The sequence below is a fragment of the Nocardioides insulae DSM 17944 genome (assembly GCF_000422825.1).
Classification (GTDB): Bacteria; Actinomycetota; Actinomycetes; order Propionibacteriales; family Nocardioidaceae; genus Nocardioides; species Nocardioides insulae.
In genome coordinates this window covers 35,557-57,909 of sequence record NZ_KE383930.1, presented here as the reverse complement: position 1 = coordinate 57,909, position 22,353 = coordinate 35,557, and the positions used below count along the sequence as shown (strand labels likewise).

General features: G+C 70.9%; 19 protein-coding genes. 12 read left to right on the top strand and 7 right to left on the bottom strand.

The annotated features are described in order from the left end of the window. The first annotated feature begins 25 nt into the window (after window positions 1–25). Window positions 26–1,099 (top strand): MBL fold metallo-hydrolase, encoded by a 1,074-nt coding sequence (locus G515_RS22350; RefSeq protein ID WP_036556359.1) that lies wholly within the window; start codon window positions 26–28, stop codon window positions 1,097–1,099. 76 nt (window positions 1,100–1,175) lie between these two features. Here G515_RS22350 and G515_RS0118575 read toward each other — a convergent pair whose 3' ends face one another. From G515_RS0118575 to ppgK, 3 genes are all read right to left on the bottom strand, one after another. Next, window positions 1,176–3,515, bottom strand: a complete 2,340-nt coding sequence (locus G515_RS0118575) for an MMPL family transporter (RefSeq protein ID WP_028661363.1) — start codon at window positions 3,513–3,515, stop codon at window positions 1,176–1,178. Window positions 3,516–3,543: 28 nt separating this feature from the next. Further along, complete coding sequence (locus tag G515_RS0118570) at window positions 3,544–4,152, bottom strand: TetR/AcrR family transcriptional regulator (protein WP_157571196.1); 609 nt, start codon at window positions 4,150–4,152, stop codon at window positions 3,544–3,546. Between the two features lie 192 nt (window positions 4,153–4,344). Next, a complete protein-coding gene (gene ppgK / locus G515_RS22345; RefSeq protein ID WP_036556357.1) occupies window positions 4,345–5,118 on the bottom strand; it encodes a polyphosphate--glucose phosphotransferase in 774 nt (257 codons plus the stop codon). 79 nt (window positions 5,119–5,197) lie between these two features. On the opposite strand from ppgK, the gene G515_RS22340 reads away from it, so the two are divergent. The 3 genes from G515_RS22340 (at window position 5,198) to G515_RS0118550 (ending at window position 7,619) form a co-directional block, all read left to right on the top strand. After that, window positions 5,198–5,854 (top strand): TetR/AcrR family transcriptional regulator, encoded by a 657-nt coding sequence (locus G515_RS22340; RefSeq protein WP_084653740.1) that lies wholly within the window; start codon window positions 5,198–5,200, stop codon window positions 5,852–5,854. Window positions 5,855–6,070: 216 nt separating this feature from the next. Continuing rightward, complete coding sequence (locus G515_RS0118555) at window positions 6,071–6,568, top strand: anthrone oxygenase family protein (protein WP_028661361.1); 498 nt, start codon at window positions 6,071–6,073, stop codon at window positions 6,566–6,568. Between the two features lie 115 nt (window positions 6,569–6,683). Next, window positions 6,684–7,619 carry an AraC family transcriptional regulator gene (locus G515_RS0118550; protein WP_245565479.1) on the top strand — a complete coding sequence of 312 codons (936 nt, stop codon included), beginning with the start codon at window positions 6,684–6,686 and terminating at the stop codon, window positions 7,617–7,619. A gap of 73 nt (window positions 7,620–7,692) precedes the next feature. Here G515_RS0118550 and G515_RS23865 read toward each other — a convergent pair whose 3' ends face one another. Then, window positions 7,693–7,989, bottom strand: a complete 297-nt coding sequence (locus tag G515_RS23865; RefSeq protein WP_245565477.1) for a hypothetical protein — start codon at window positions 7,987–7,989, stop codon at window positions 7,693–7,695. A gap of 7 nt (window positions 7,990–7,996) precedes the next feature. Here G515_RS23865 and G515_RS22870 point away from each other — a divergent pair, with 7 nt between their 5' ends. Continuing rightward, on the top strand, window positions 7,997–9,058 hold the full coding sequence (locus G515_RS22870) for a M15 family metallopeptidase (protein ID WP_245565476.1): 1,062 nt from the start codon (window positions 7,997–7,999) through the stop codon (window positions 9,056–9,058). Window positions 9,059–9,082: 24 nt separating this feature from the next. On the opposite strand, the gene G515_RS0118535 is transcribed toward G515_RS22870, so the two are convergent. Beyond that, window positions 9,083–9,865, bottom strand: a complete 783-nt coding sequence (locus tag G515_RS0118535; protein WP_028661359.1) for a DeoR/GlpR family DNA-binding transcription regulator — start codon at window positions 9,863–9,865, stop codon at window positions 9,083–9,085. 103 nt (window positions 9,866–9,968) lie between these two features. On the opposite strand from G515_RS0118535, the gene G515_RS0118530 reads away from it, so the two are divergent. The 7 genes from G515_RS0118530 to G515_RS0118500 all read left to right on the top strand — a co-directional run bounded on the left by G515_RS0118530 (window position 9,969) and on the right by G515_RS0118500 (window position 19,610). Continuing rightward, entirely contained in the window at window positions 9,969–10,616 is a 648-nt protein-coding gene (locus G515_RS0118530) for a bifunctional 4-hydroxy-2-oxoglutarate aldolase/2-dehydro-3-deoxy-phosphogluconate aldolase (protein ID WP_028661358.1), read from the top strand. Window positions 10,617–10,673: 57 nt separating this feature from the next. Further along, window positions 10,674–12,002, top strand: coding sequence for an MFS transporter (locus tag G515_RS0118525; protein WP_028661357.1), 1,329 nt, complete (start codon window positions 10,674–10,676; stop codon window positions 12,000–12,002). Continuing rightward, window positions 11,995–12,573 carry a P-loop nucleotide/nucleoside kinase family protein gene (locus G515_RS0118520; RefSeq protein WP_028661356.1) on the top strand — a complete coding sequence of 193 codons (579 nt, stop codon included), beginning with the start codon at window positions 11,995–11,997 and terminating at the stop codon, window positions 12,571–12,573. Before G515_RS0118525 ends, G515_RS0118520 begins: the two co-directional genes overlap by 8 nt. Window positions 12,574–12,605: 32 nt before the next feature. Continuing rightward, window positions 12,606–14,558, top strand: a complete 1,953-nt coding sequence (locus G515_RS0118515) for a M13 family metallopeptidase (RefSeq protein WP_028661355.1) — start codon at window positions 12,606–12,608, stop codon at window positions 14,556–14,558. A gap of 270 nt (window positions 14,559–14,828) precedes the next feature. Next, window positions 14,829–15,974 (top strand): amino acid deaminase/aldolase, encoded by a 1,146-nt coding sequence (locus G515_RS0118510; protein ID WP_028661354.1) that lies wholly within the window; start codon window positions 14,829–14,831, stop codon window positions 15,972–15,974. Beyond that, window positions 15,971–17,272, top strand: a complete 1,302-nt coding sequence (locus G515_RS0118505; protein ID WP_028661353.1) for a D-arabinono-1,4-lactone oxidase — start codon at window positions 15,971–15,973, stop codon at window positions 17,270–17,272. The genes G515_RS0118510 and G515_RS0118505 overlap by 4 nt, the downstream gene beginning before the upstream one ends. Window positions 17,273–17,480: 208 nt before the next feature. After that, on the top strand, window positions 17,481–19,610 hold the full coding sequence (locus tag G515_RS0118500; protein WP_028661352.1) for a RecQ family ATP-dependent DNA helicase: 2,130 nt from the start codon (window positions 17,481–17,483) through the stop codon (window positions 19,608–19,610). 199 nt (window positions 19,611–19,809) lie between these two features. On the opposite strand, the gene G515_RS0118495 is transcribed toward G515_RS0118500, so the two are convergent. Both G515_RS0118495 and G515_RS0118490 read right to left on the bottom strand, forming a co-directional pair. Further along, window positions 19,810–20,583, bottom strand: a complete 774-nt coding sequence (locus tag G515_RS0118495) for a class I SAM-dependent methyltransferase (protein ID WP_028661351.1) — start codon at window positions 20,581–20,583, stop codon at window positions 19,810–19,812. A 157-nt stretch (window positions 20,584–20,740) separates the two neighbouring features. After that, window positions 20,741–22,342: a DHA2 family efflux MFS transporter permease subunit gene (locus tag G515_RS0118490; RefSeq protein WP_245565475.1), complete on the bottom strand. Its 1,602-nt coding sequence runs from the start codon at window positions 22,340–22,342 to the stop codon at window positions 20,741–20,743. Window positions 22,343–22,353 lie beyond the last annotated feature (11 nt).

The window sequence follows — 22,353 nt, the reverse complement described above, 5'->3', positions numbered from 1 at the left end:
GCCGGTCCAGCGAAACGGAGAACCGATGTCCCACACCCCCCGACCCGAGGACGGCAACCCGCAGCAGGGAGGTCCGAGCCGCCGCAGCCTGCTCCGGACCGCGGCCGCCCTTGCCGGTGCCGCCGGCGTCGCAGGGGCCGGCCTCCCCGGCGCGGCCGCGGCGGCCTCCACCGCCAGCGGTACGACGGGAGCGGCCGCGACCGGTGACCGGCTGGTCATGCTCGGTGTCGACGGCGGGCCGAAGATCAACCCGGGCCGCGCCAAGCCGGCGGTCGCCCTCGTCGTCGAGGGCCAGACCTACCTGGTCGATGCGGGCAACAACACCGCGGACCAGTTGGCCGCCTCCGGGCTCGGCTTCGCCTCGCTGCGGCACGTCTTCATCACCCACCACCACCTCGACCACACCTCGGGGCTGATGGGGTTGGCGATGCACGGCTGGACCGGGACGCCGAGCCGGCCGGCGCTGGACCTGTGGGGTCCTCCCCACATGCAGCGGGTGGCCCTGGGCCTGCGGATGGGCTACGGCCTGGAGATCGAGAACTTCGAGAGCGGTGGCGGGTTCGGGACCTTCCCGGCCGTGCGCGCGCACGATGTCCGGGTGCACCGCGGCGGCCGGCGAGCGCCGGTCACGCGGGTCATGGAGGACGATCTGGTCGTCGTCGACGCCACCCGGGTCTTCCACGGCGAGGAGTTGGAGGATGCCTACGCCTATCGGTTCACCGTCAAGTCCACCGGCAAGCAGGTGGTCTTCTCCGGGGACACGGCCGCGCCCGACGCCAACCTGGTGGCCCTGAGCCAGGACGTCGATGTGATCGTGCACGAGGCCCAGGACAACGACAATGTGGAGAAGGTCGTCGCGCAGATGCCCGCCCAGCAGGGGGCCGAGCTGCGCACCCACCTGCTCGCCACCCACTCCGATGTCCGCGACCTGCCCAAGGTCGGGCGGCTCTCCGGGGCCGGGCGGATCGTGATGAGCCACTACACGCCGTTCCCGCAGCCGGGGAGCGTCTACCTGGCCAAGGCCGAGGCGGCGGCCGGGGAGCTCGGGTACGCCGGCACCCTGATCGCCCCCGAGCAACTCGACGTGATCGTGCTCTGATCCTTCGTCGAGGACACGAGAGGGGCGGAACCCGTGCCGGGTTCCGCCCCTTCGTGCCATCTGGTGAGTCAGCCGGTCAGGCCTTGACGCCCTCGGGCAGGTCCTCCGGGTGCTCCTTGTAGTGGTCGGCGAGGTAGTGCCGCTCGAGGCTCTCGCCCTCGACGTCCACGTTGGGCAGGATCTTGTCCAGCCAGCGCGGGAGCCACCAGGCCTTCTCCTTCATCAGGTACATCAGCGCCGGGATGAGCAGCATCCGCACCACGAACGCGTCGAAGATGACGGCCACGGCCAGGGCGAAGCCCATCGACTTGATGATGACGTCGTCCATCGCGATGAAGCCGGCGAAGACCGAGGTCATGATCAGGGCGGCCGCGGTGACCACGCGGGCGCTGTTGCGGAAGCCGTCGACGACCGCCTCGCGGTACGACGCCCCGTGGACGTGCGCCTCCCGGATCCGGGTGACCAGGAAGACCTGGTAGTCCATCGCCAGCCCGAAGACCACGCCGACCAGGAAGATCGGCATGAAGCTGATGATCGGACCGCCCTCGAAGATCCCGAAGGTGCCCTTCTGGAACAGCTCGACGGTCGCGCCGAGCGTGGCCAGCACCGAGAGCAGGAAGCCCAGGGTGGCGGTCAGCGGCACCAGGATCGAGCGGAACACCAGCATCAGCAGGATGAACGCCAGCCCGATCACGATCGCGAGGTAGGGGATCAGCGCGTCGTTCAGCTTCTGCGAGATGTCCGCCATGATCGCGGTCGTGCCGGTCACGGCCAGGTCGGCGCCGGTCTGTTCCTCCATGCCGGGTTCGCCCTCGCGCAGGGAGTCCAGGAGGCTCTCGGTGGCCTCGTCGTCCGGCCCGGACTCGGGCTCGATCAGCACGATCCCGCCGTTCTCGCCGGGGGTCGGCGGCACCACGCGGGCGACGCCGTCCTGGCTGCCGACCCATTCGGTGATCTGCTGGTACGCCGCCTGCGTCTGTGCCGGGTCGTCGATGCCGCGGGTGTCGACGACCAGCATCAGCGGGTCGAGACGACCGGGGCCGAAACCGTCCTCGATCAGCTGGACGGCCTGGTAGCGCGAGCTGTCCTCCGGCGCGGTGGCATCGCTGGGCATGCCCAGGCGGAGGTCCTTGAACGGGATGGCGATCGAGCCCAGGCCGATGATCACGATCAGCACCCACAGCAGCGGGGCCTTGCCGACGAATCGGGCCCAGCGGACACCGTTGTTGAGGACGCGGCCGGACTTGTCCCGCTTCGGCACGTACTTGCGGAAGGTGAGACCGAAGGCCTTCGACTTCAGCAGGCCGAGCACGGCCGGCAGCAGGGTGAGCGCGACGAAGACGGCGATGACCACCGTGGCCGCGGCGCCGAGACCCATGTAGGTGAGGAACGGGATGCCCACCACGCTGAGCGCGGCCAGGGCGATGACCACGGTGAGGCCGGCGAAGACGACCGCCGAGCCCGCCGTACCGACCGCGACGCCGATGGCTTCCTCACGGTCGTCGGTGTGGTCGAGTTCGCCGCGATAGCGGTGCAGGATGAACAACGCGTAGTCGATGCCGACCGCGAGGCCGATCATGGTGGCCAGCATCGGAGTGGTGGAGGAGACGTCGACGAACGCCGTCATGGCGGTGATGCCGAGTGAGCCGAGGCCCACGCCGATGGCCGCGGTGATGATCGGAAGGCCGGCGGCCACGAAGGCACCGAAGGTGAGGGCCAGGATGAGCAGCGCGAGGGCGATACCGATCAGCTCGGCCGAGGCGCCACCGATCTCCATGGTCTGCATGCCCTGACCGCGGACCTCGATGGTGAGGCCGGAGGCGTCGGCGTTGTCCTCGGCGACGTCGATGACGTCCTGCTGCATCGCCGGGGTGACGTCCGTGATCTCGTCCACGTCGAACTTGGTGGAGATGATGCCGATCCCGCCATCCTCGGAGAGCGGCGGCTGCGACTTCAGCTGGGCCAGGAGCATCTCCTCGGCCTGCTGGGTGGTGATCTCCTGACCCTGCTGCTGGGAGAGGGCCTGCGCGGTCGCCTGGGCGGCGGCCTTGGCCTGCTCGGGGGTCCAGATCACGGGGATCTGATCGGGCACCTCATCAAGCGCGGTGAGGTCCTGGACGAGCTGCTGGACCGCGGCGGTGTTCTCCGGGTCTGTGAGGCTCTCGCCCTCGGGGGCGCCGACGACCACCTCGATGGTGGCCTCCTCCAGCGGCGAGGACTCACCGCCGATCAGCTCGGGCAGCTCTTCGGCGGCCTCGACCGACTCGAGGCCGGGGATGGTGAAGCTGTCGGACATCGGCTTGGACTGCGTCGTTGCGAAGGCGCCCACGCCGACGAGGACGACCAGCCAGCCGACCAGGAAGAAGGGCCAGCGGCGGTAGCCGGCCTTTCCGAGTCGGTAGAGGAGTTTTGCCATGGGTGTTTCGGCTCCTTGGGAGAGTGGATCAGGAGGTTCTGCCGAGCAGGTCGTGCACGGTGTCGAAGGTGCGGCCGACGTGGTCGGCCAGGGTGACGGACGGGTCCTCGACGAACGCGTCCAGGGCGAGGTCGAAGATGCTGATCAGGATCTTGGCGAGGACCCGCGCCCGCTCGGCCCCGAACGCCGGGCCCTCCCGGGTCTCGATCAGCTCGGCCAGCTGGGTGCAGGCCTCCTCCAGCCTCAGGTGAATGACATGGAGGACGCGGGGCTCGCGGCGCAGCAGCCGAAGGGACCTGGCGATCGCCTGCGGGTCGAGGTCCTCGTCGTCCGAGGCCACCACGGCGACCGCCGCGGCTCGGAGGTCGGCGATCAGCTCGCCGTTGGGTCCGCCGCGGCCGAAGATCTCGAAGAGCCGCTCGTGCCGTCCCCTGTCGCCGAGGTCCTCGCCGACCACGGCCTCGAGCTTGCCGTCGAAGTAGTTGAAGACGGTACGCCGGGACACGCCCGCCGCCGCGGCCAACTGCTCCATGGTGAATCCGTCCAGCCCGTGCAGGTCGGCCAGCCGCTGGGCGCACTCGGAGATCGTCCGGGACGTGCGCTCCCGTCGACTGGTCGTCGTTGCACTTTCGCTCACGAAGTGCAAGTCTGCACTCCGCCTCCAAAAGTGCAGAATCTTGGGCTTGGCTCAGCCCACGACCAGCCGCCCGGTGTGGCGGGATCCACGCTCTCCCCGGGTCCGAGCGGTACCTTCTGTGACGCTGTCCCGTCTGGTCTGCGTCGACATCCGGCCGAGCCTGCCGAGGTACCAATCGCCTCGGGCGAGGTCTCAGTGCCCGGCGGCCCGGGCGGCTTCGGCGGCCTCGGCGGCATTGAGGGCGGCGCCGACGACGCCGGCCTTGTTGCGCAGCACGGCGGGAACGATCTCGGTGTCGATCTCGAGCAGCGGGAGGAACTCCGCGGCGTCCTTGCTCACCCCGCCACCGACCACGAACAGGTCGGGGGAGAACAGGGTTTCGAGATGGCGGTAGTACTTCGTGAGCCGGTGCGCCCACTTCTCCCAGGACAGGTCCTCCCGCTGGCGGGCGCTGTTGGCGGCGCGGTGCTCGGCGTCCTGCCCGTGCAGTTCGAGATGGCCGAGCTCGGAGTTGGGCACCAGGGTGCCGTCGTACACGAGGGCGGAGCCGATGCCGGTGCCGAGGGTCGTCACGATGACCAGCCCGCGACGTCCGCGGGCGGCGCCGTACCTCACCTCGGCGAGGCCGGCGGCGTCGGCGTCGTTGACGACGTGGACGTCCCGGCCGGTCGCCTCGGTGAAGACGGCATCGGCGTCCGTGCCGATCCAGGAGTCGTCGATGTTGGCGGCGGAGTGGACCACGCCGTGGCGGACCACGCCGGGCACGGTCACGCCGACGGGCCCGGTGGAGTCGGGGAAGTGACTCAGCAGCTCGACGAACACCTCGGCGATCCGCGCCGGCGTCGAGGGACGCGGCGTGGTGATGCGGACCCGCTCGGCGGCGAAGCCACCCGCGTCGAGATCGACCGGCGCCCCCTTGATGCCGGTGCCGCCGAAGTCGATGCCGAAGGGGAGAGTGACGCTCACACCAAGCACGGTAGCGGGGCTCGACGTGGTCGTGCCGGGTCTGGCCCCGTCGCTGCGGAAAACGCCCTAGGCTGCGTCCATGGCCACCCTCAGCCAGGTCGAGCACCACCAGGCGCTCAGGGAGCGACTCGTCGACGCGACCAGCGAACTGATCGCGGAGGTCGGCTGGTCGCGGGTGACCATGGGGCGGCTCGCCGAGCGGGTCGGCGTGAGCCGGCAGACGGTCTACAACGAGATCGGAGCCAAGCCGCAGCTCGCCGAGACGGTGATCGCGGTGGAGTTGGAGCGCTTCTTGGCGGTGGTGTCCGCAGCCTTCGATGCCTCCCCCACCGACCTCACCAAGGCGGTCCGCAAGTCCTGCCGGGCAGTGCTCGAGCGGGCCCAGGACAACCAGGTGCTGCATGCCGTCGTCTCGGCCACGCACGGTGCCGACACCGATCTGCTCCCGTTCCTCACCACCCATGCGCAGCCGCTGCTCGAGGCCTGCCGTGCGGTGATCCGCGCGCGAGTGGTCTCCTATGAGGAGTTGCTGACCCAGCGTCAGGTCGAGGCTCTGATCGACATGGTGGTGCGGACCGTGCTGAGCCAGGTGATGCAACCCAGTGGGTCCCCCAGGGCCACCGCCGACGATCTCGCCTGGATCGTGGAGAGCGTGCTGGTGGCCGAGCGCGGTCGTCGGGCCGATGACGCGGTCGACGCGATCACCGCCGTCCCTGCACCCCGCGGCGGCGACTGACCTCCTCGGGCACCCGCCTGCGGCCTCGGCACCGGACCTCACCTCGGTGCCGGGTCGATCCGGTCCGATGTCGATCCGGTCCGATGTCGAGCCGGCGGGACGGAGTGGTGCGTTGACGTAGAAGTGCGGATCACCGCCACGAGTGAGCGCCCTGCGTATGTCGGCGAGCGTGCGTGCCATGGCCGTACGCTCGCTCGCAGTGAGAGCATCGTGACAATGAGCGCGACCACGATTCTTGCCACTGCGACGCTCCTGGGCGCTGTCCTAGCGACCGGGATGGTCGCGGGTCTGGTGTTCTCCTTCGCCCACTCGGTGATGCCCGGGCTCAGGACGCTCGATGATCGCGGCTTCCTGACCGCCTTCCAGCGCATCGACCTGGCGATAGCGAACCCTTGGATGGGGGTCACGTTCCTGGGGAGTCCGGTCTTGACCCTGGCCGCACTGCTGCTCCACCTCCCCGACGGCGGCGAAACCCTGCCGTGGCTGGCGCTCGCGCTGTTGCTGATCGCCCTCACCGTCGGCCTCACCGTCGTGATCCACCTGCCGCTCAACCGGGCGGTCCAGGAGTCCGCCCCCGCGATGCTGGACGCCGCGGGTCTCCGTGCCCGCTTCGAGGACCGGTGGATGCCGTGGAACGTCGTCCGCACGGTGACCTCGGTCGGCTCGCTCGCCGCCCTGTGCTGGGCACTGTTCCAGGCCGGCTCAGCCTCCTGATCCCCGACCGAGCATCGGCGACGGAGTGGTCCGGGGCCACCTCTCCGCCGCCGGGGCGGCTCGCTCTCGGTAGGGACCGTGGGCGATGCTCGCGACTACCCTGAATCAGGTGGACATGCTGGACGCCCTGCTCGACGGCCCTCGGGCCCGCGGGGCGTTCATGCTGCGCGCCCTGTTGGACCCGCCGTGGTCCGTCCGGGTCGAGGACGAAGCCCCGCTGTCGGTGCTCGCCGTCCTTCGAGGCGAGGCGTGGTTGACCGGGCAGGACGCGACGCCCCGGCGGCTGGGCCGGGGGAGTGTCGCGGTGGTCCGCGGCCCCGACCACTACACCGTCGCGGACCGGCCCGGCCTCCCGCCGGACGTGTTGGTTCTCCCCGGCGGACGCTGCACCAGTGCGGAGGACGGTCGCGCACTGTGGGACGAATGGTCCCTGGGCATCCGAACCTGGGGGCACTCGGACGGCGAGTGTGAGCTGCTGATCGGAACCTACGAGGGCGAGGGCGAGGCGAGCAGGCCACTGCTCTCGGCACTCCCGCACCTCGTGCTGCTCGGGAACGACGAGGCGGAGACCTCGCTGCTCGAGGTCATCGCCGCTCAGCTGCCCGTCGAGGCGCCGGGCCAGAGGGCTCTGCTCGACCGGTTGCTCGACGTGCTCCTGATCTCGACGCTGCGTACCTGGTTCGCCGGACGCGAGGAGCGTGCGCCGGGTTGGTACCGCGCGCATCAGGACCCCGCCGTTGGCGCGGCCCTGTCCCTCCTGCACAAGGACGTCGCACGGGCGTGGACCGTCGACCAGCTAGCCGCTGAGGCGGGAGTGTCACGGGCGGCACTCGGCCGACGGTTCACGGCACTGCTGGGCGAGCCGCCGATGACCTATCTCGCCGGCTGGCGGTTGGCGCTGGCGGCCGACCTGCTGTGTGCTTCGGACGCCACCGTCGCCTCGATCGCCCACCGGGTGGGCTACGCGACGCCGTTCTCGTTGAGCGCCGCGTTCAAGCGCGTCCACGGCGTCAGTCCGCAGCAGTACCGGGCCGCCCGGCTCAGCGCCTGAGACCGAGCCGAGACCCGATGCCCCGGATTCGGTGTGTGGAGCGGGCGGATCCGCAGGTTCATCACCTCTCTGTCTACGCTGTGCGCCGGGGGAGGTCGATGTCGTTGTCGAGGACGAGTCGGATCACACGGCGGTGGCTGCCGGCCGTGGCGATGACGGCGGTGGTCGCGGCCATGGCCGGGTGCGGAGGCGCCGGTTCCTCCTCGGGCAGCGACTCCGCGGACGGCGCCTCGACGCCGGCGACCTCGCCTTCGACGACCTCGGCGACACCCTCCACCTCACCGTCCGACCCGACCTCCCAGACGGGCTCCACGTCGCCCTCCGCGTCCACCAGTGCATCGGGTGCTGCGGACCCGTCCGGCGCGAGCACGTCGACCGTGGCCGACCCCGACCACGCGGTCGACCCGCCCGGACCACGCTCGGGCCGGCTGGTCGCGGCCGACATCCTGGTCACCTCACCCGACACCATCGAGGACGATCTGGTCGAGCAGATCACCCGCACCAAGGGGGTCAGTCAGGTCGAGCAGATCTCGCTCGCCCAGCTCGCGGTGGAGGAGCAGATGCTCACCGTGGTGGCGGCCGAGCCGTCGACGTACCGCAACTTCACCCCGCTGGCCTCCGCCGACGTCCAGGAGATCTGGACCCGGGTCGCGGGGGGCGAGGTCGCGGTGAGCGACCAACTCCGCAAGACACTGCCCGTGGACGGGGAAGGGTTCGTCCAGTTGGGTACGGGCGACGACGCCGAGTCGCTCCATGTCGGCGCCTTCGCTCCCCAGATCGAGGGCGCCGTGGACGCCGCGGTCAACCCGCGTTGGGGCGAGGAGATGGGCATGCCCGAGGGCAACGCCCTGCTCATCTCCACCATGCGTACGGCGCCCGACCGGGTGGTTCCCCCGATCACCGATCTGGTGGGGGACGGCGTCTCGGTCCAGCGGCTCGACGTGGTCGCCCGCGAGGGGCTCGACGTCGACGCCGTCCAGACCGCCGTGGTGGTCGGTTCGGTGGCCGACGCCGTCGGGCACTACACCTACACCGTCTCCGGTGGCGCCGTCACGCCCGATCCCGCCTGGGTGTCGAGCCACATCAGCACCGAGCAGGTGCCGATCCTCGGATCGGTCACCTGCAACAAGGCGCTGATGCCGCAGTTGCGTGCCGCCCTGCAGGAGATCGTCGACCTGGGGTTGGCCTCCGAGATCCGGCCCGACGACTACGCCGGCTGCTACTACCCGCGCTTCATCGCCGGCACCACCACCCTGTCCAACCACGCCTTCGGCACGGCCCTGGACATCAACGTCAGCACCAACGGCCGGGGCATCCCCGGGGACATGCACCCGCAGGTCGTCTCGACGTTCAAGAAGTGGGGCTTCGCCTGGGGTGGCGACTGGCAGTACACCGACCCCATGCACTTCGAGATGGCCCGCATCGTCGAGCCCGGCTGATCGTGCGGCCGGGGGATCTGCCGGTCAGGTCTCCGCGATGTGCAGGGCCAGGTCGCGCGCCGCGAGTTGGGCCCTGGCCTCCGGACCGAGGTCCTCGTCGGTGATGACCGCGTCGATCTCGTCCAGGTCGAAGACGTGGTACGGCGCGTGTGCGCCGTACTTGGTGCTGTCGGCGACGAGCGCCGTGACCGTGCTCGAGTCGTGCACCTGCTGTTTGAGCGCACGGCGGTCCGCGCTCGGGGCGGTGATGCCACCCTCCACGCTCCAGGCGCCGGTGCTGAGGAAGAACAGGTCCAGGCGCATCGCGCGCGCGATGCTCATCGAGAGGGCGCCGCAGGAGGATGCGCTGTCGGTGTCGACCCGGCCCCCGACGTGGATCGTCTCCAGATGGGGGTGCTCGAGCAGCGCGATGGCGGACCAGAAGTCGTTGGTGACCACGGTCAGTCGCCGGTGCCGGGCCAGGTGGGGCACGAGGGCCTCGCAGGTGGTGCCCGCGTCGAGATAGAGGGCCATCCCGTCCTGGACCAGCGCCGCGGCTCGGGCGGCGATGGCCTCCTTGCGCGCGACCTCCAGGCCGGCCCGCTGCCGCCGCGCGGACGGCGGCTGCTGTCCGGCGCCGCTGGTCGGGCGAACCCCGCCCGGCACAGGTTCGACCAGGCCCTCTTCCTGGAGGTGGGCGATGTCGCGCCGCACCGTCATATGGGAGACGCCGAGCGCCTCCTGCAATGCGCGGGTGGAGGCCGCCCCGTCGCGCCGGAGCAGACTGAGCAGGCGCTCTCGGCGCTGGGCGGGGATCTGGGGGGACACGGTGCTCCTCTCGGCGCACGGAGGATACCTCGCCCGCCGCTCGGGATCACACATATGAACACCGAATGTTCATATGTGTGAAACGATCGTGTATCTTCCCCGCGTGCACACGAAGAAGGCCGCTGTTGACCTGATCCACGACGCGGGAGCCGTGCTGATCCTCCGGATGGAGTCGGCCGGCGCGGCCGAGACCGTCGCGCGCGCGGCGGTGGAGGGCGGCATCCGGGTCCTGGAGATCCCGCTGACCGTGCCGGACGCCCTCGGCGCGATCAGCAGGCTGAGCAAGGAGTTCGGGGACGACGTGCTCGTCGGGGCCGGAACGGTGCTCGACGAGGAGGCCGCGCGGCGCTCGGTCGACTCCGGGGCCGGACTCCTGGTCACCCCGCACGTCGCGCCCGACGTGATGGCGGCGGCCCGGGAGGCCGACGTCGCGGCCCTCGGTGGCGCCTTCACGCCCAGCGAGGTGCTCGCCAGCGCGCGCAGCGGCGCGGATCTGGTCAAGCTCTTCCCGGCCGAGGTGCACGGTCCGGCGTACCTCTCCTCCATCCTGGCGCCGCTCGCCCACATCCCCGTCTGCCCCACCGGCGGTGTCTCGCCCGACAACGTCGGCCAGTGGGTGGCCGCCGGGGCCTCGGCGGTCGGCATGGCCAGTGCCATCACCAAGGCCGGTGGACCCGACTACGAGCCCGCCCCCATCACCCTGGCCGCGGCCCGGTTCCTCGCTCGATTGGACGAGGCCCGGGCGGTCTGAGAGACCATTCGTCCATCGCGCCGGCCTCACCGTCGGCGTGCCGAATTCTGGAGAACCATGAGCAACCCCGTCACCCCGGTGCAGGACCCGCCGCGCACCACCGGCACCGGACTCACCTCCGCGCTGCGCCGCACCCGCTGGCTCTTCGTCGCGCTGCTCGTCCTCGGCGGCATCGTGAACTACCTGGACCGCAGCACCCTGAGCGTGGGCAACACCACCATCTCCGAGGACCTCGGGCTCTCCAACACCCAGATGGGCCTGCTGCTGTCGGCGTTCTCGTGGCCCTATGCGATCGCGAACCTCCCCGCCGGCTATCTGGTGGACCGCTTCGGTCCGAAGCGGATGTACGCATGGGCGGCAGGTGCCTGGTCGGTCGTCACCGTGCTCACTGCGCTCACCCGCAGTTTCGGCCCCATGTACGCCGCCCGCGTTGCGCTCGGCGTCGCGGAGTCGCCGTTCTTCACCTCCGGGCTGAAGGTCTCGCAGCGCTGGTTCGCCAAGGACGAGCGATCGATCCCGATCTCCCTGATCAACACCGGCTCGCAGATCGCCAACGCCATCGCGCCCCCGCTGCTGACCTTCCTGATCGTGGCCTTCGGCTGGCGCGGCATGTTCATCACCGTCGGCGTGCTCGGACTGGTCATCGTGGCACTGTGGCTGGCGAGTTACCGCGACCCCACCCGGGACGAGGAAATGGCGATCAAGGGCGCCGACGAGCTCGCCCTGGAGCGTGAGGGTGAGGCCGCGAGCGAGGGGTCCTCGGGCCGCGTCTGGCTGAGTCTGTTGCGGGTGCCGAACACCTGGTTCATGGTGGTGGGCGCCTTCGGCATCTTCTACACCGTGTGGGTCTACCTCACCTGGCTCCCGAGCTACCTCGAGGACGACCGGGGGTTCTCCCTGACCGAGGCCGGCTGGGTCGCTGCCCTGCCCTACCTGTGCGGCATCCTGGGTGTCCTGGTGGGCGGTTCGGTCTCCCGATCGCTGGTGCTGCGTGGCCTCCCGGTGCTGTCGGCCCGGAAGATCCCGATCGTCGGCGGTGCCCTGCTGGCCGCCCTCTCGGTGCTGCCGGTCGCCTACATCGACAACACCGTGCTGAACATCGTCCTGCTCTGCCTGGGCTACTTCTTCTCGCAGGTCCCGATCGGCGTGATCTGGACGCTGGCCTCCGACGTGGCTCCGCCCAACCAGGTCGCCTCGCTGGGGGCCATCCAGAACTTCGGTGGATTCCTCGGCGCCGCCTGCGCACCCGTGGTCACCGGTGCCCTGCTCGACGCCACCGGCGGCAGCTACACGATGGTCTTCCTGATCGGTGGCGCCCTGCTCGTGGTGGGCGCGATCTCCTACGGCGCCTTCGTCCGGATGCCCACGAGTGCGCCGGATGAGTGAGCAGACCCGCCCCACCGTTCACCTGGTCATCGGTCCGGCCGGGTCGGGTAAGAGCCGGGTGAGCAGAGAGCTGGCCCGCCGCTCCCGGGCGGCGTACCTGGACAAGGACACGATCGCGGGCGAGTTCACCGAGCGGCTGCTGGCCGCGGCCGGCCACGATCCGCATGATCGGGACAACAACGCCTACTACCGCGACCAGGTCCTTCCGCTGGAGTACGCCGCGCTGTTGCGCGCCGTGGGTGACAACCTGCGGGTCGGGACGTCCGTGGTCGTCGACGCCCCGTTCGGACGCTTCCTGGACGACCCGGAGTACCTCCGCGAGGCGGCGCAGCGGTGGGCTTGGCCGCCGGCCAGGCGGGTCGTGGTGCAGGTCGCCACTGACGGCGAGACCGTCCGACGACGGGTGGCCGAGCGCGGGTACGGCCGCGACACCTGGAAGTTGGCGCACTGGGAGGAGTTCTGGCGGGGCGCCGGAGCGCCCACGTGTGCCTGGACCGGGGCGGAGCGGATCGTGGTGGACAACAACGAGGACGATCCCGACCTGAGCGCGTTGGCCGAGTGGATCTCCTGACGATGTCAGGGGTGGCAAGTACGCTCGGGCCCGTGACGATCCTCGATGACGCCCGTCCCGGCATGGACGACAGCATCCGGCCGCAGGACGACCTGTTCGGCCATCTCAACGGCACCTGGCTGCGTGAGACCGAGATCCCGTCCGACCGGTCCAGTTGGGGCCCGTTCGTGGTCCTTGCGGATCGGGCGGAGGAGCAGGTCCGGGAGATCATCGAGGAGTTGGCCGCCACCGGCGCCGAGCCGGGCACGGAGGCGCAGAAGATCGGCGACCTGTTCGCCTCCTTCATGGACACAGAGGCGATCGCCGCGCGCGGCCTGGAGCCGGTGCGGCCGCTGCTGGACGCGGTCGCGGGGCTGCGCGACGTGCGGGACCTGGCGGCGTTCCTGGGGGAGTTCGAGCGGACCGGGGGGCACGGCCTGTTCGGCTCCTACGTCGACAACGACGACCGCGACTCCGACCGCTACCTGTTCAACCTCGTCCAGGGCGGGCTCGGCCTGCCCGACGAGTCCTACTACCGCGAGGAGAAGTTCGCGGAGGTCCGGGACAAGTACGTCGCGTACCTGACCCGGCTGCTCGAGTTGGGCGGGATCGCCGACCCCGCCGCCGAGGCGGCCACCGTCCTGGCCCTCGACACGAAGATCGCGGCCGGCCACTGGGAGCGGGCGGAGACCCGCGACGTGCAGAAGACCTACAACCTCACCACCCTGGCCGAGCTGGTCGAGCTGTGCCCCTCCTTCGACTGGTCCGCCTATGCGACCAACCTGTCGGGCGCCCGGCACACGGCCGAGGAGCTGATGTCCGAGGTGTGCGTGCGGCAGCCGTCGTTCTTCGCACACCTGGAGACGGTGCTCGCCGAGACACCGGTCGAGCAGTGGCGGGCCTGGCTGAGCAGCCACGTGCTGCGCGCCACGGCCGCCTACCTCACCGACGACCTGGTCGAGACCAACTTCGACTTCTACGGCCGCACCCTGAACGGCACCCCGGAGCTGCGCGCCAGGTGGAAGCGCGGGGTCTCCCTCGTCGAGGGTTCCATCGGCGAGGCCGTCGGTAGGGAATACGTCGCCCGCCACTTCCCGCCGAGCTCGAAGGCGATGATGGACGAGTTGGTCGCCAACCTCCTGGCCGCCTACCGCGTCTCCATCGAGAAGCTCGACTGGATGACCGAGGAGACCAAGCAGCGCGCCTACGACAAGCTGGCCACCTTCCGCCCCAAGATCGGCTACCCGGAGAAGTTCCGCGACTACTCCGCTCTCTCCTTCTCCGCCGACGACCTGGTGGGCAACATCCTCGCGGCGAGCGCCTTCGAGACCGACCGGCAGCTCGACAAGATCGGGTCGCCGGTCGACCGCGACGAGTGGTTCATGCTGCCGCAGACGGTCAACGCCTACTACAACCCCGGCACCAACGAGATCTGCTTCCCGGCCGGCATCCTGCAGCGCCCCTTCTTCAGCCCCGACGCCGACGCGGCGGAGAACTACGGCGGCATCGGCGCCGTGATCGGCCACGAGATCGGGCACGGCTTCGATGACCAGGGTGCCCAGTTCGACGGGGCCGGCAATCTCAACGACTGGTGGACCCCCGACGACAAGGCCGCCTTCGAGCTCAAGTCCAAGGCGCTGATCGAGCAGTACGACGGGTTCGAGCCGCGCAACCTGCCCGGCGAGCGGGTCAACGGCGCGCTCACCGTGGGGGAGAACATCGGGGACCTCGGCGGCCTCACCATCGGCCACACCGCCTACGTGATCGCCTGCGGCGGCGAGGCGAGCGCGGAGGACCGTCGCCGGCTGTTCATGAACTGGGCCTACTGCTGGCGCACCAAGCGGCGCCTCGAGCAGGAGCAGCAGTTCCTCACCATCGACCCGCACAGTCCCTCGGAGTTCCGCGCCAACATCGTGCGCAACCTCGACGAGTTCCACGAGGTCTTCGGCACCCGGCCCGGTGACGGTCTCTGGCTCGACCCCGCCGACCGCGTCCGGATCTGGTGAGGGATCGCCGGCGCCCGACCGGCTGGCGGCCGTGCCGCTGACGTCGGGCTGCTGACCTCTGCGGCTGCGGGCGCCGTCCTCGCGACGGGGTCACCTGCTCGGACCAGCACCGGCCCTTCACCGGCCCAGCACCGGCCCAGCACCGGCGCAGCACCGGCCCGAAGTTTCGCCGCCGGGGTCGCGTGCACCCACCGACGCTCGCGCCCGTCCCGGGTGATCCCGGACGGTTCACTCCCCGGCACAGGCGGTGCCTTGGTTACAGTCGGCTGGGTGACGCAGCCCTGGGAGCGAGCCACGGCGGGACTCACCGCGCCGCTGGCCGCCGTCGACCTCGATGCCTTCGACGCCAACGCCGACGACCTGGTCGCGCGGGCCGGCGGGCTGCCGATCCGAGTGGCCTCGAAGTCGGTGCGCTGCCGATCTCTGCTCGAACGCGTGCTCGCCCGCGACGGCTTCGCCGGGGTGATGGCGTACGCCGCAGCGGAGGCCGTGTGGCTGGTGGACCACGGCTTCACCGACGTCTTCGTCGCCTACCCCAGCGTCGACCGTGACGCCCTGACCACCATTGCCGGGGATCGCCGGTACGCCGACCAGATCACCCTGGCCATCGACAGCACCGAGCACCTGGACCACCTGCGGCGCAACGTCGCCGGGTACACCGGGCTTCGGGTGGCACTCGACGTGGACGCCTCGCTGCGGATCGGCCCGCTGCATCTCGGCGTACGCCGCTCGCCACTGCGCACACCGGAGCAGGCCGTCGCGCTCGCCCGGGCGGCCCGGAAGGCCGGACTCGCCGTGGTCGGGCTGATGTTCTACGACGCCCAGATCGCCGGGCTGCCCGACTCCTCGCCGGCGGTGCGGCTGGTCAAGGCGCGCTCGCACGCCAGCCTGATGCGGCGGCGTAGCGAGGTGACCGCGGCGGTGCGGGAGGTGGCCGACCTCGAGTTCGTCAACGGCGGCGGCACCGGCAGCCTGCACGTCACCCACGAGGACCTCACCCTCACCGAACTGGCCGCCGGGTCGGGGCTCTACGGGCCGACCCTGTTCGACGGCTACCGCGCCTTCCGGCCGCGGCCGGCCGCGGCGTACGCGCTGCCGGTGGTGCGACGTCCGGGGCCGGGGCTGGTCACCGCCTTCGCAGGCGGCTATGTCGCCTCCGGCCCGCCCGGCTGGTCCCGGGTGCCCTCGACCGTGGTCTCCGGCCTGAAGCTGATCCGCACCGAGGGCACCGGGGAGGTGCAGACGCCGTTGCGTGGGAGGCCCGCCGATGGACTGCGGCTCGGTGACCGGGTCTGGTTCCGGCACGCCAAGGCTGGTGAGCTGGCCGAGCGGTTCACGACGTTCCAACTGGTCTCCGGGGGCAGGGTGACGGCCTCGGTGCCGACCTACCGCGGTGAGGGGCAGTGCTTCGGGTGAGCCGACTGGTGTGGGAGAACTGGGCCGGCAACCAGCAGGGTCTGCCTCGCGCGGTGGCCGAGCCCAGCTCTGCCGCCGAGGTGCTGGCGGTGCTGGCCCGGGCCCGCCGGGACGGGCGGACCGTGAAGGCGGTGGGGTCGGGCCATTCCTTCACCGCGATCGCCGCGACCAGCGGCGTCCTCCTCGACCTCGACCGGATGCGCGGGATCACCGCTGTCGACCTGCCCGCCAGGCGGGTGCGGGTGCTGGCCGGTACGCCGCTGTACGAGCTCAACCCCGCCCTGGAGGACCTCGGGCTGGCCCTGCCCAACCTCGGCGACATCGACCGGCAGACCATCGCCGGCGCGGTGGCGACCGGCACTCACGGCACCGGCGCCCGGCGGCACGGCGTCGCCGCCGCGGTGACGGGGGTGCGGCTGGCCACCGCGGACGGGTCGCTGCTGTGGTGTTCGGCGGAGGAGGAGGCCGACTTCTTCTGGGCGGCGCAGGTCGGGCTCGGGGCGCTCGGCGTAGTGACCGAGGTGGAACTCCAGTGCGTACCGGCGTTCCTGCTCCATGCCCGTGAGGGCTCGGGCCGGCTCGAGGACCTGCTCGAGGGGGAGGCGCACCGCGCGGCCGCGGCCCACGACCACTTCGAGTTCTACTGGTTCCCGCACACCTCTCGGGTGCAGACCAAGCGCAACGACCGGACCGATCTGCCCGTGTCGCCGCTGCCGCGCTGGCGGGGCTGGCTGGACGACGAACTGCTCGCCAACGGTGCCTTCGAGCTCCTCAACCGGGTCGGCGCGCGCGCCCCCCGCACCATCCCCAGCCTCGCCCGGGTGAGCTCGCGGGCACTCTCCGACCGGGAGTACGTCGACCGCTCCTGGCGGGTCTTCTGCACCCCTCGCCGGGTGCGGTTCGTGGAGTGTGAGTACGCCGTCCCGCGCGCCGCCCTCGCCGACGTGGTCGGGGCGCTGCGTGACTGGGTGGAGGACCACGACGTGGCGGTGCCCTTCCCGGTCGAGGTGCGCGTGCTGGCCGGGGACGACGTGTGGCTGTCCACGGCGTACCAACGCGACACGGCCTACGTCGCGGTGCACCAGTACCACCGACGCGTGCAGCCGGCGTACTTCGACGCCTTCGAACGGATCGCCCGCGATCACGCCGGCCGTCCGCATTGGGGCAAGCTGCACACCCTCACCGCCGACGACCTCGCACCGCTCTACCCGCGCTTCGACGACTTCCGGGCGGTGCGTGACCTGCTCGACCCGGAGCGCCTCTTCCGCAACCCCCATCTCGACCGCATCCTGGGGTGAGGGGCGCTGGCGACACTCGCCCGGACCGTCGAAACCCGGTCGCCCTGGCCGAGGAACGTCTGGTGCTTCGGTCCACGGGCAGCACGATGCATCGGGCCGGTCGATGTGGGTCCCGCCGCGCGTGCGCACCCGACGAGGTCGCCCGGGGTGTGAGGTCCCTGCCGGAGGACGAATCGGAACCGTCGGGGGCCGCTGGTAGACAGAGCCCATGACCGCGTCACCGCTCACCGACACCGCCACCGCACGCGAGCACGCCGAGCGCCACCTTCGGGCGCTGGTGGGGCGCGAGGACGCCGTCCTGCGGGAGGACCAATGGGCAGCCATCGAGGCGTTGGCGGTGGACCGGCGCCGGGCGCTCGTCGTGCAGCGCACCGGTTGGGGCAAGTCGGCGGTCTACTTCGTGGCCACCCTGCTGCTGCGTGGGGCGGGCGCCGGCCCGACGGTGATCGTCTCCCCGCTGCTGGCCCTGATGCGCAACCAGATCGCCGCGGCCGAGCGCGCCGGCATCCGCGCCGCCACGATCAATTCCACCAACATCGAGGAGTGGAGCCAGGTCGAGGAGTCCATCCACGCCGGCGAGATCGACGTCCTGCTGGTGAGTCCGGAGCGGCTCAACAACCCCGGCTTCCGAGACGCCGTGCTGCCACGACTGGCCGCGACCTGCGGGCTGCTGGTGGTCGACGAGGCGCACTGCATCTCCGACTGGGGGCACGACTTCCGACCCGACTACCGCCGGATCCGCACCCTGCTCGGCGACCTGCCCGACGGCATCCCGGTGCTCGCGACCACCGCGACCGCCAACGCCCGGGTCACCGCCGACGTGGCCGAGCAGTTGGGCAGCACGGATGCGGTGGCGGGGGAGGTGCTGGTCCTGCGCGGTTCCCTCGACCGGGAGACGCTGCGGTTGGGCGTGGTCCGTCTCCGCACCCCCGAGCAGCGGTTGGCCTGGCTCGCCGATCATCTCGCCGAGCAGCCCGGGTCGGGCATCGTCTACTGCCTCACCGTCGCAGCCACCCAGGAGGTCGCCGACTACCTGCGCTCGCGCGGGCACGACGTGGCGGCGTACTCCGGGCGCACCGAGCCGACCGAGCGGCACGCCCTCGAGCAGCAGCTCGCCGACGGGCGGGTCAAGGCGCTGGTGGCGACCAGTGCCCTCGGGATGGGCTTCGACGCGCCGCTCGGCTTCGTCGTCAACCTGGGCGCACCCAGCTCACCGGTCGCCTACTACCAGCAGATCGGCCGGGCCGGCCGCGGCACCGGCCGCGACGCATCGGTGGTGCTTCTCCCGGGCATCGAGGACCGCGAGATCTGGGCCTACTTCGCCTCCCTCGCGTTCCCGCGGGAGGCGCTGGTCCGGCAGACCCTGTCGGTGCTCGCCGAGGAGGGTCGACCGCTGTCCACCCAGGCGTTGGAGACCTACGTCGACCTCAGCCGCAGCCGCCTCGACATGATGCTCAAGGTGCTCGACGTCGACGGCGCGGTCCGCCGGGTCAAGGGCGGCTGGGAGGTCACCGGCGAGCCCTGGTCCTACGACGAGGAGCGCTATGCCCGGGTGGCCGAGGCCCGTCGTCGGGAGCAGGACGCCATGCTCGCCTACCTCGACTCCGGCGAGTGCCGGATGCGCTACCTGCGCGATCAACTCGACGACCCCGAGGCGACCGACTGCGGCCGCTGCGACAACTGCGGTGGCCTCGCGCTGGGCACCGAGGTCTCGGCGGCGGCGGTCGAGGAGGCCGGTGCCCGGATCAACCGGCCCGGCGTGGTGCTGGAGCCGAAGAAGATGTGGCCCACCGGGCTCGCCCAGCTCGGGCTCGACCTCAAGGGGCGGATCAAGGACGGAGCGGAGGAGGGGAGGGCGGTGGCCCGGCTCTCCGACCTCGGCCACGGTCAGGCCCTGCGCGAGCTCTTGCGCGAGGGCCGGCCCGATGACGGTGTCCCGGTGCCGCTGGTGCGGGCGGTCATCGAGGTGCTCGGCGACTGGCGGCCGCCGGTGGAGGGGATCGTGCTGGTCGAGTCCGCCACCCGACCGGCACTCGCCACCGATCTGGCCGCCGGTCTCGCCCGCTACCTCCAGGTCCCGATCCTCGGCCGCTGGGCGATCCTCGACCCCTCGATCCCGCCCGGCAAGGGCGCCACCAACTCGCCGCACCGGGTCGCCGCGATCACCCGGCGGTTCGCCCTGCGCACCGACCTGCGGCTCGAGGAACTCACCGGTCGACGGGTCCTGCTCGTCGACGACCTGGTCAGCACCGGCTGGACGATGACCCTCGCCGCCCGTGCGTTGCGCGAGGCGGGCGCTGCTGCGGCGTACCCACTCGCCCTCGCCACCGAGAGCTGACCCACGCCCCGCCCTCCTCACCCCGGCACCGACCGGGCCCCGGGTCGAGTTGCGCCTCGTGGACGGTTGAGTGGGTCGTTCCGGGCAGTCGAGTTGGGCCTTGTAGATCGTTGAGTTGGGCCTCGTGGACGATTGAGTGGGTCGTTCCAGGCAGTCGACCTGGGCCTCCCGGACGATCGCAGGGGAGGGGCCGGAGCGGCTACTTCAGGGCGACCAGGATCCGCTCGTTGAGGTCCTGCCAGAGGGTGCCCGCCTCCGCGAACCCGGCCTCCAGCAGGGCGGTCTCGTGGAAGGCGAGGGTCGGACCGGTCCAGTCCCGGGAGCCCTCCGGCCACAGCGCGGACCGTTCGTCGAGTGCCTCGGCCAGCGCGGGTTCGGCCGCGACCGCTTCCCACCAGGCATCCCAGGACTCGGCGCCGGTCGCGACCGCCCGATCCTGACGCTCATCGGCCATCGCTGCGCTGAGGTCGCGCAGTCGGCCGGCCGCCGGGTGCGGCAGGTAGTCGGCGTTGAGCAGGACGCCGTCGGGGCGGAGCAGTTCGTGGCAGCGCCGGTACGTCGCCGCGAGGGTGGCCGGGTCGAGCCAGTGCAGCGCGGTGCTGGAGAGGACGGCGTCGAAGGTCCCGGCCGCGCCGTCGGGACCGAGCCGCTGGGGCCAGTCGGGATCGCGCAGGTCGACGCCGGCCCAGCGGAGCCGGCCGTCCGCATCGCCGTACGCGCCGCGGCCCAGCCGGAGGAGTACGGGGTCGACGTCGACGGCCACCGCACGCGCCGCCGGGAAGCGGTCGAGCAGGCGCCGGCTGATGGCTCCGGGGCCGCAGGCGAGGTCGAGGACCACCAGTTCCTCGGCCGGACGGAGGTGGGCCAGCGCCTCGAACATCGCCTCGTACATCGCGTCTCGCTGGGGGATGTAGACGCCCTGCTGGGCGTCCCAGCGGGCGATCAGGTCGGTCCAGGGCTCGGGGTGGTTCATCGGGTGGAGTCCTTCCGCGGGTGAAGCGAGTCGAGGTCGAGTTGGTCCCTGAGGTCGAGTTGGGCCCCGTGGATCGTCCACGGGGCCCAACTCGACGGTCCGCGAGGCCCAACTCGGCCTGCACGGTCCGGGGGCGAACTCGACCCCCGGGTGGTGATCAGTGCAGCACGGTGGGAGCGGCGGCGCCGTGCTCCTTCTTGCTACGGGGCAGGAAGAACGCCGGGATCAGGCAGCAGGCCACCATCGCGGCCGCCACCACGAAGGTGGAGGCGAAGACATCGGCCATGTCCGGGAGCACCGAACCGGCGAGCTGCATGAACTCGTCCGGCGAGACGCCGAACTGCTGCAGCACCTGGGCGAACTGCTCCGGGTTCTGCTGGGCATAGGCCTGGACGTCGTCGGGGTTGCCGAGCGCCTCGGTGATGCCCTGCACGGTGCCGATGCTGGGGGAGTCCTTGAACCCGTTGGTCAGCAGCACCGTGAAGATCGCCGTACCGACCGAGGCGGCGACCTGCTGGATGATGTTCATCAGGGTGGAGCCGCGGGCGATGGTGTGATCGCGCAGGGTGGACAGGGCCGCCGAGAAGGTCGGCATCATCGTGCAGCCCATGCCCATACCCATGACGAACAGGGAGAGCATCAGGAACCAGTACGGCGTGGTGTCGTCCAGGGTGGCGAACATGCCCATGCCGATGACGATCGTGGTGATGCCCGGGAGCACCACCTTGCCGGGGCCGATCTTGTCGGCGAGCATGCCGCCGATCGGCATGGTCAGCATCGCGCCGAGGCCCTGGGGGGCCAACAGCAGGCCGGCGTGCAGTGCGTCCTCGCCGCGGACCAACTGGAAGTACTGCGGGAAGAGCAGGCTGGCGCCGAAGAAGGCCATCGCGAACAGGCCCATGGTGAGGACCGCGACGGTCAGTTCCTTGTTCTCGAACAGGCGCAGCTCGATCAGCGGGTGATCGTTCTTGCTGCTCAGCGCCCAGGGGACGAAGGCCAACACCAAGACGGCACCGATCAGCGAGGGAACCCAGCTCTCCGGGGTGAAGAAGGTGCCGTTCTCGGGGATCATCGAGATGCCGTAGAGCAGCAGGGCCAGGCCCGGGGAGAGCAGGATCATGCCGACGAAGTCGAAGCTCTCCGAGGGATGTACCTCGTCCTTGGGCAGCGCGAGCCAGGCGTAGATGAGGGCGACGACGCCGATCGGCAGGTTGATCAGGAAGATCCAGTGCCAGGAGGCGATGTCGATCAGCCAGCCGCCGAGGATCGGGCCGAAGATCGGGCCGAGCAGCATCGGGATGCCGAGCACGGCCATCACCCGGCCGACCCGGTCGGGGCCGGCGGCACGGGTAAGGATCGTCATGCCCAGCGGCATCAGCATGCCGCCGCCGAGGCCCTGCAGCACTCGGAAGGCGACCAGCTGGGGGAGGTCCTGGGCGAGGGCGCACAGCGCGGAGCCGAGCGCGAAGAGCACGATCGCGATCAGGTAGAGGCGCTTGGTCCCGAACCGGTCGGCCGCCCACCCGGTCAGCGGGATCACCGCGGCCAGGGCGAGGGTGTAGCCGGTCATCGTCCAGGCGGTTTCAGCGGCCGAGGCGTCGAACTCCTGCTGGAAGCTCTGCTGGGCGACCGAGACGACGGTGATGTCGAGGATCGACATGATCGACCCCAGCACCACCACTCCGGCGATGAGGAAGACGCGTTTGTCGAGGCGGTCAGAGCCGGTGGTGGGTGGCTCCTGGGTCATGTCTTTTGGCACCGCACAAGGTT

Bases quoted from the DNA above. Each gene is read 5' to 3' on its own strand.
- G515_RS22350 (WP_036556359.1), top strand. From the start codon at position 26: ATGTCCCACACCCCCCGACCCGAGGACGGCAACCCGCAGCAGGGAGGT.
- G515_RS0118575 (WP_028661363.1), bottom strand. From the start codon at position 3,515: ATGGCAAAACTCCTCTACCGACTCGGAAAGGCCGGCTACCGCCGCTGG.
- G515_RS0118550 (WP_245565479.1), top strand. From the start codon at position 6,684: ATGCTGGACGCCCTGCTCGACGGCCCTCGGGCCCGCGGGGCGTTCATG.
- G515_RS0118520 (WP_028661356.1), top strand. From the start codon at position 11,995: ATGAGTGAGCAGACCCGCCCCACCGTTCACCTGGTCATCGGTCCGGCC.
- G515_RS0118495 (WP_028661351.1), bottom strand. From the start codon at position 20,583: ATGAACCACCCCGAGCCCTGGACCGACCTGATCGCCCGCTGGGACGCC.
- G515_RS22340 (WP_084653740.1), top strand. From the start codon at position 5,198: ATGGCCACCCTCAGCCAGGTCGAGCACCACCAGGCGCTCAGGGAGCGA.
- G515_RS0118525 (WP_028661357.1), top strand. From the start codon at position 10,674: ATGAGCAACCCCGTCACCCCGGTGCAGGACCCGCCGCGCACCACCGGC.
- G515_RS0118555 (WP_028661361.1), top strand. From the start codon at position 6,071: ATGAGCGCGACCACGATTCTTGCCACTGCGACGCTCCTGGGCGCTGTC.
- G515_RS0118500 (WP_028661352.1), top strand. From the start codon at position 17,481: ATGACCGCGTCACCGCTCACCGACACCGCCACCGCACGCGAGCACGCC.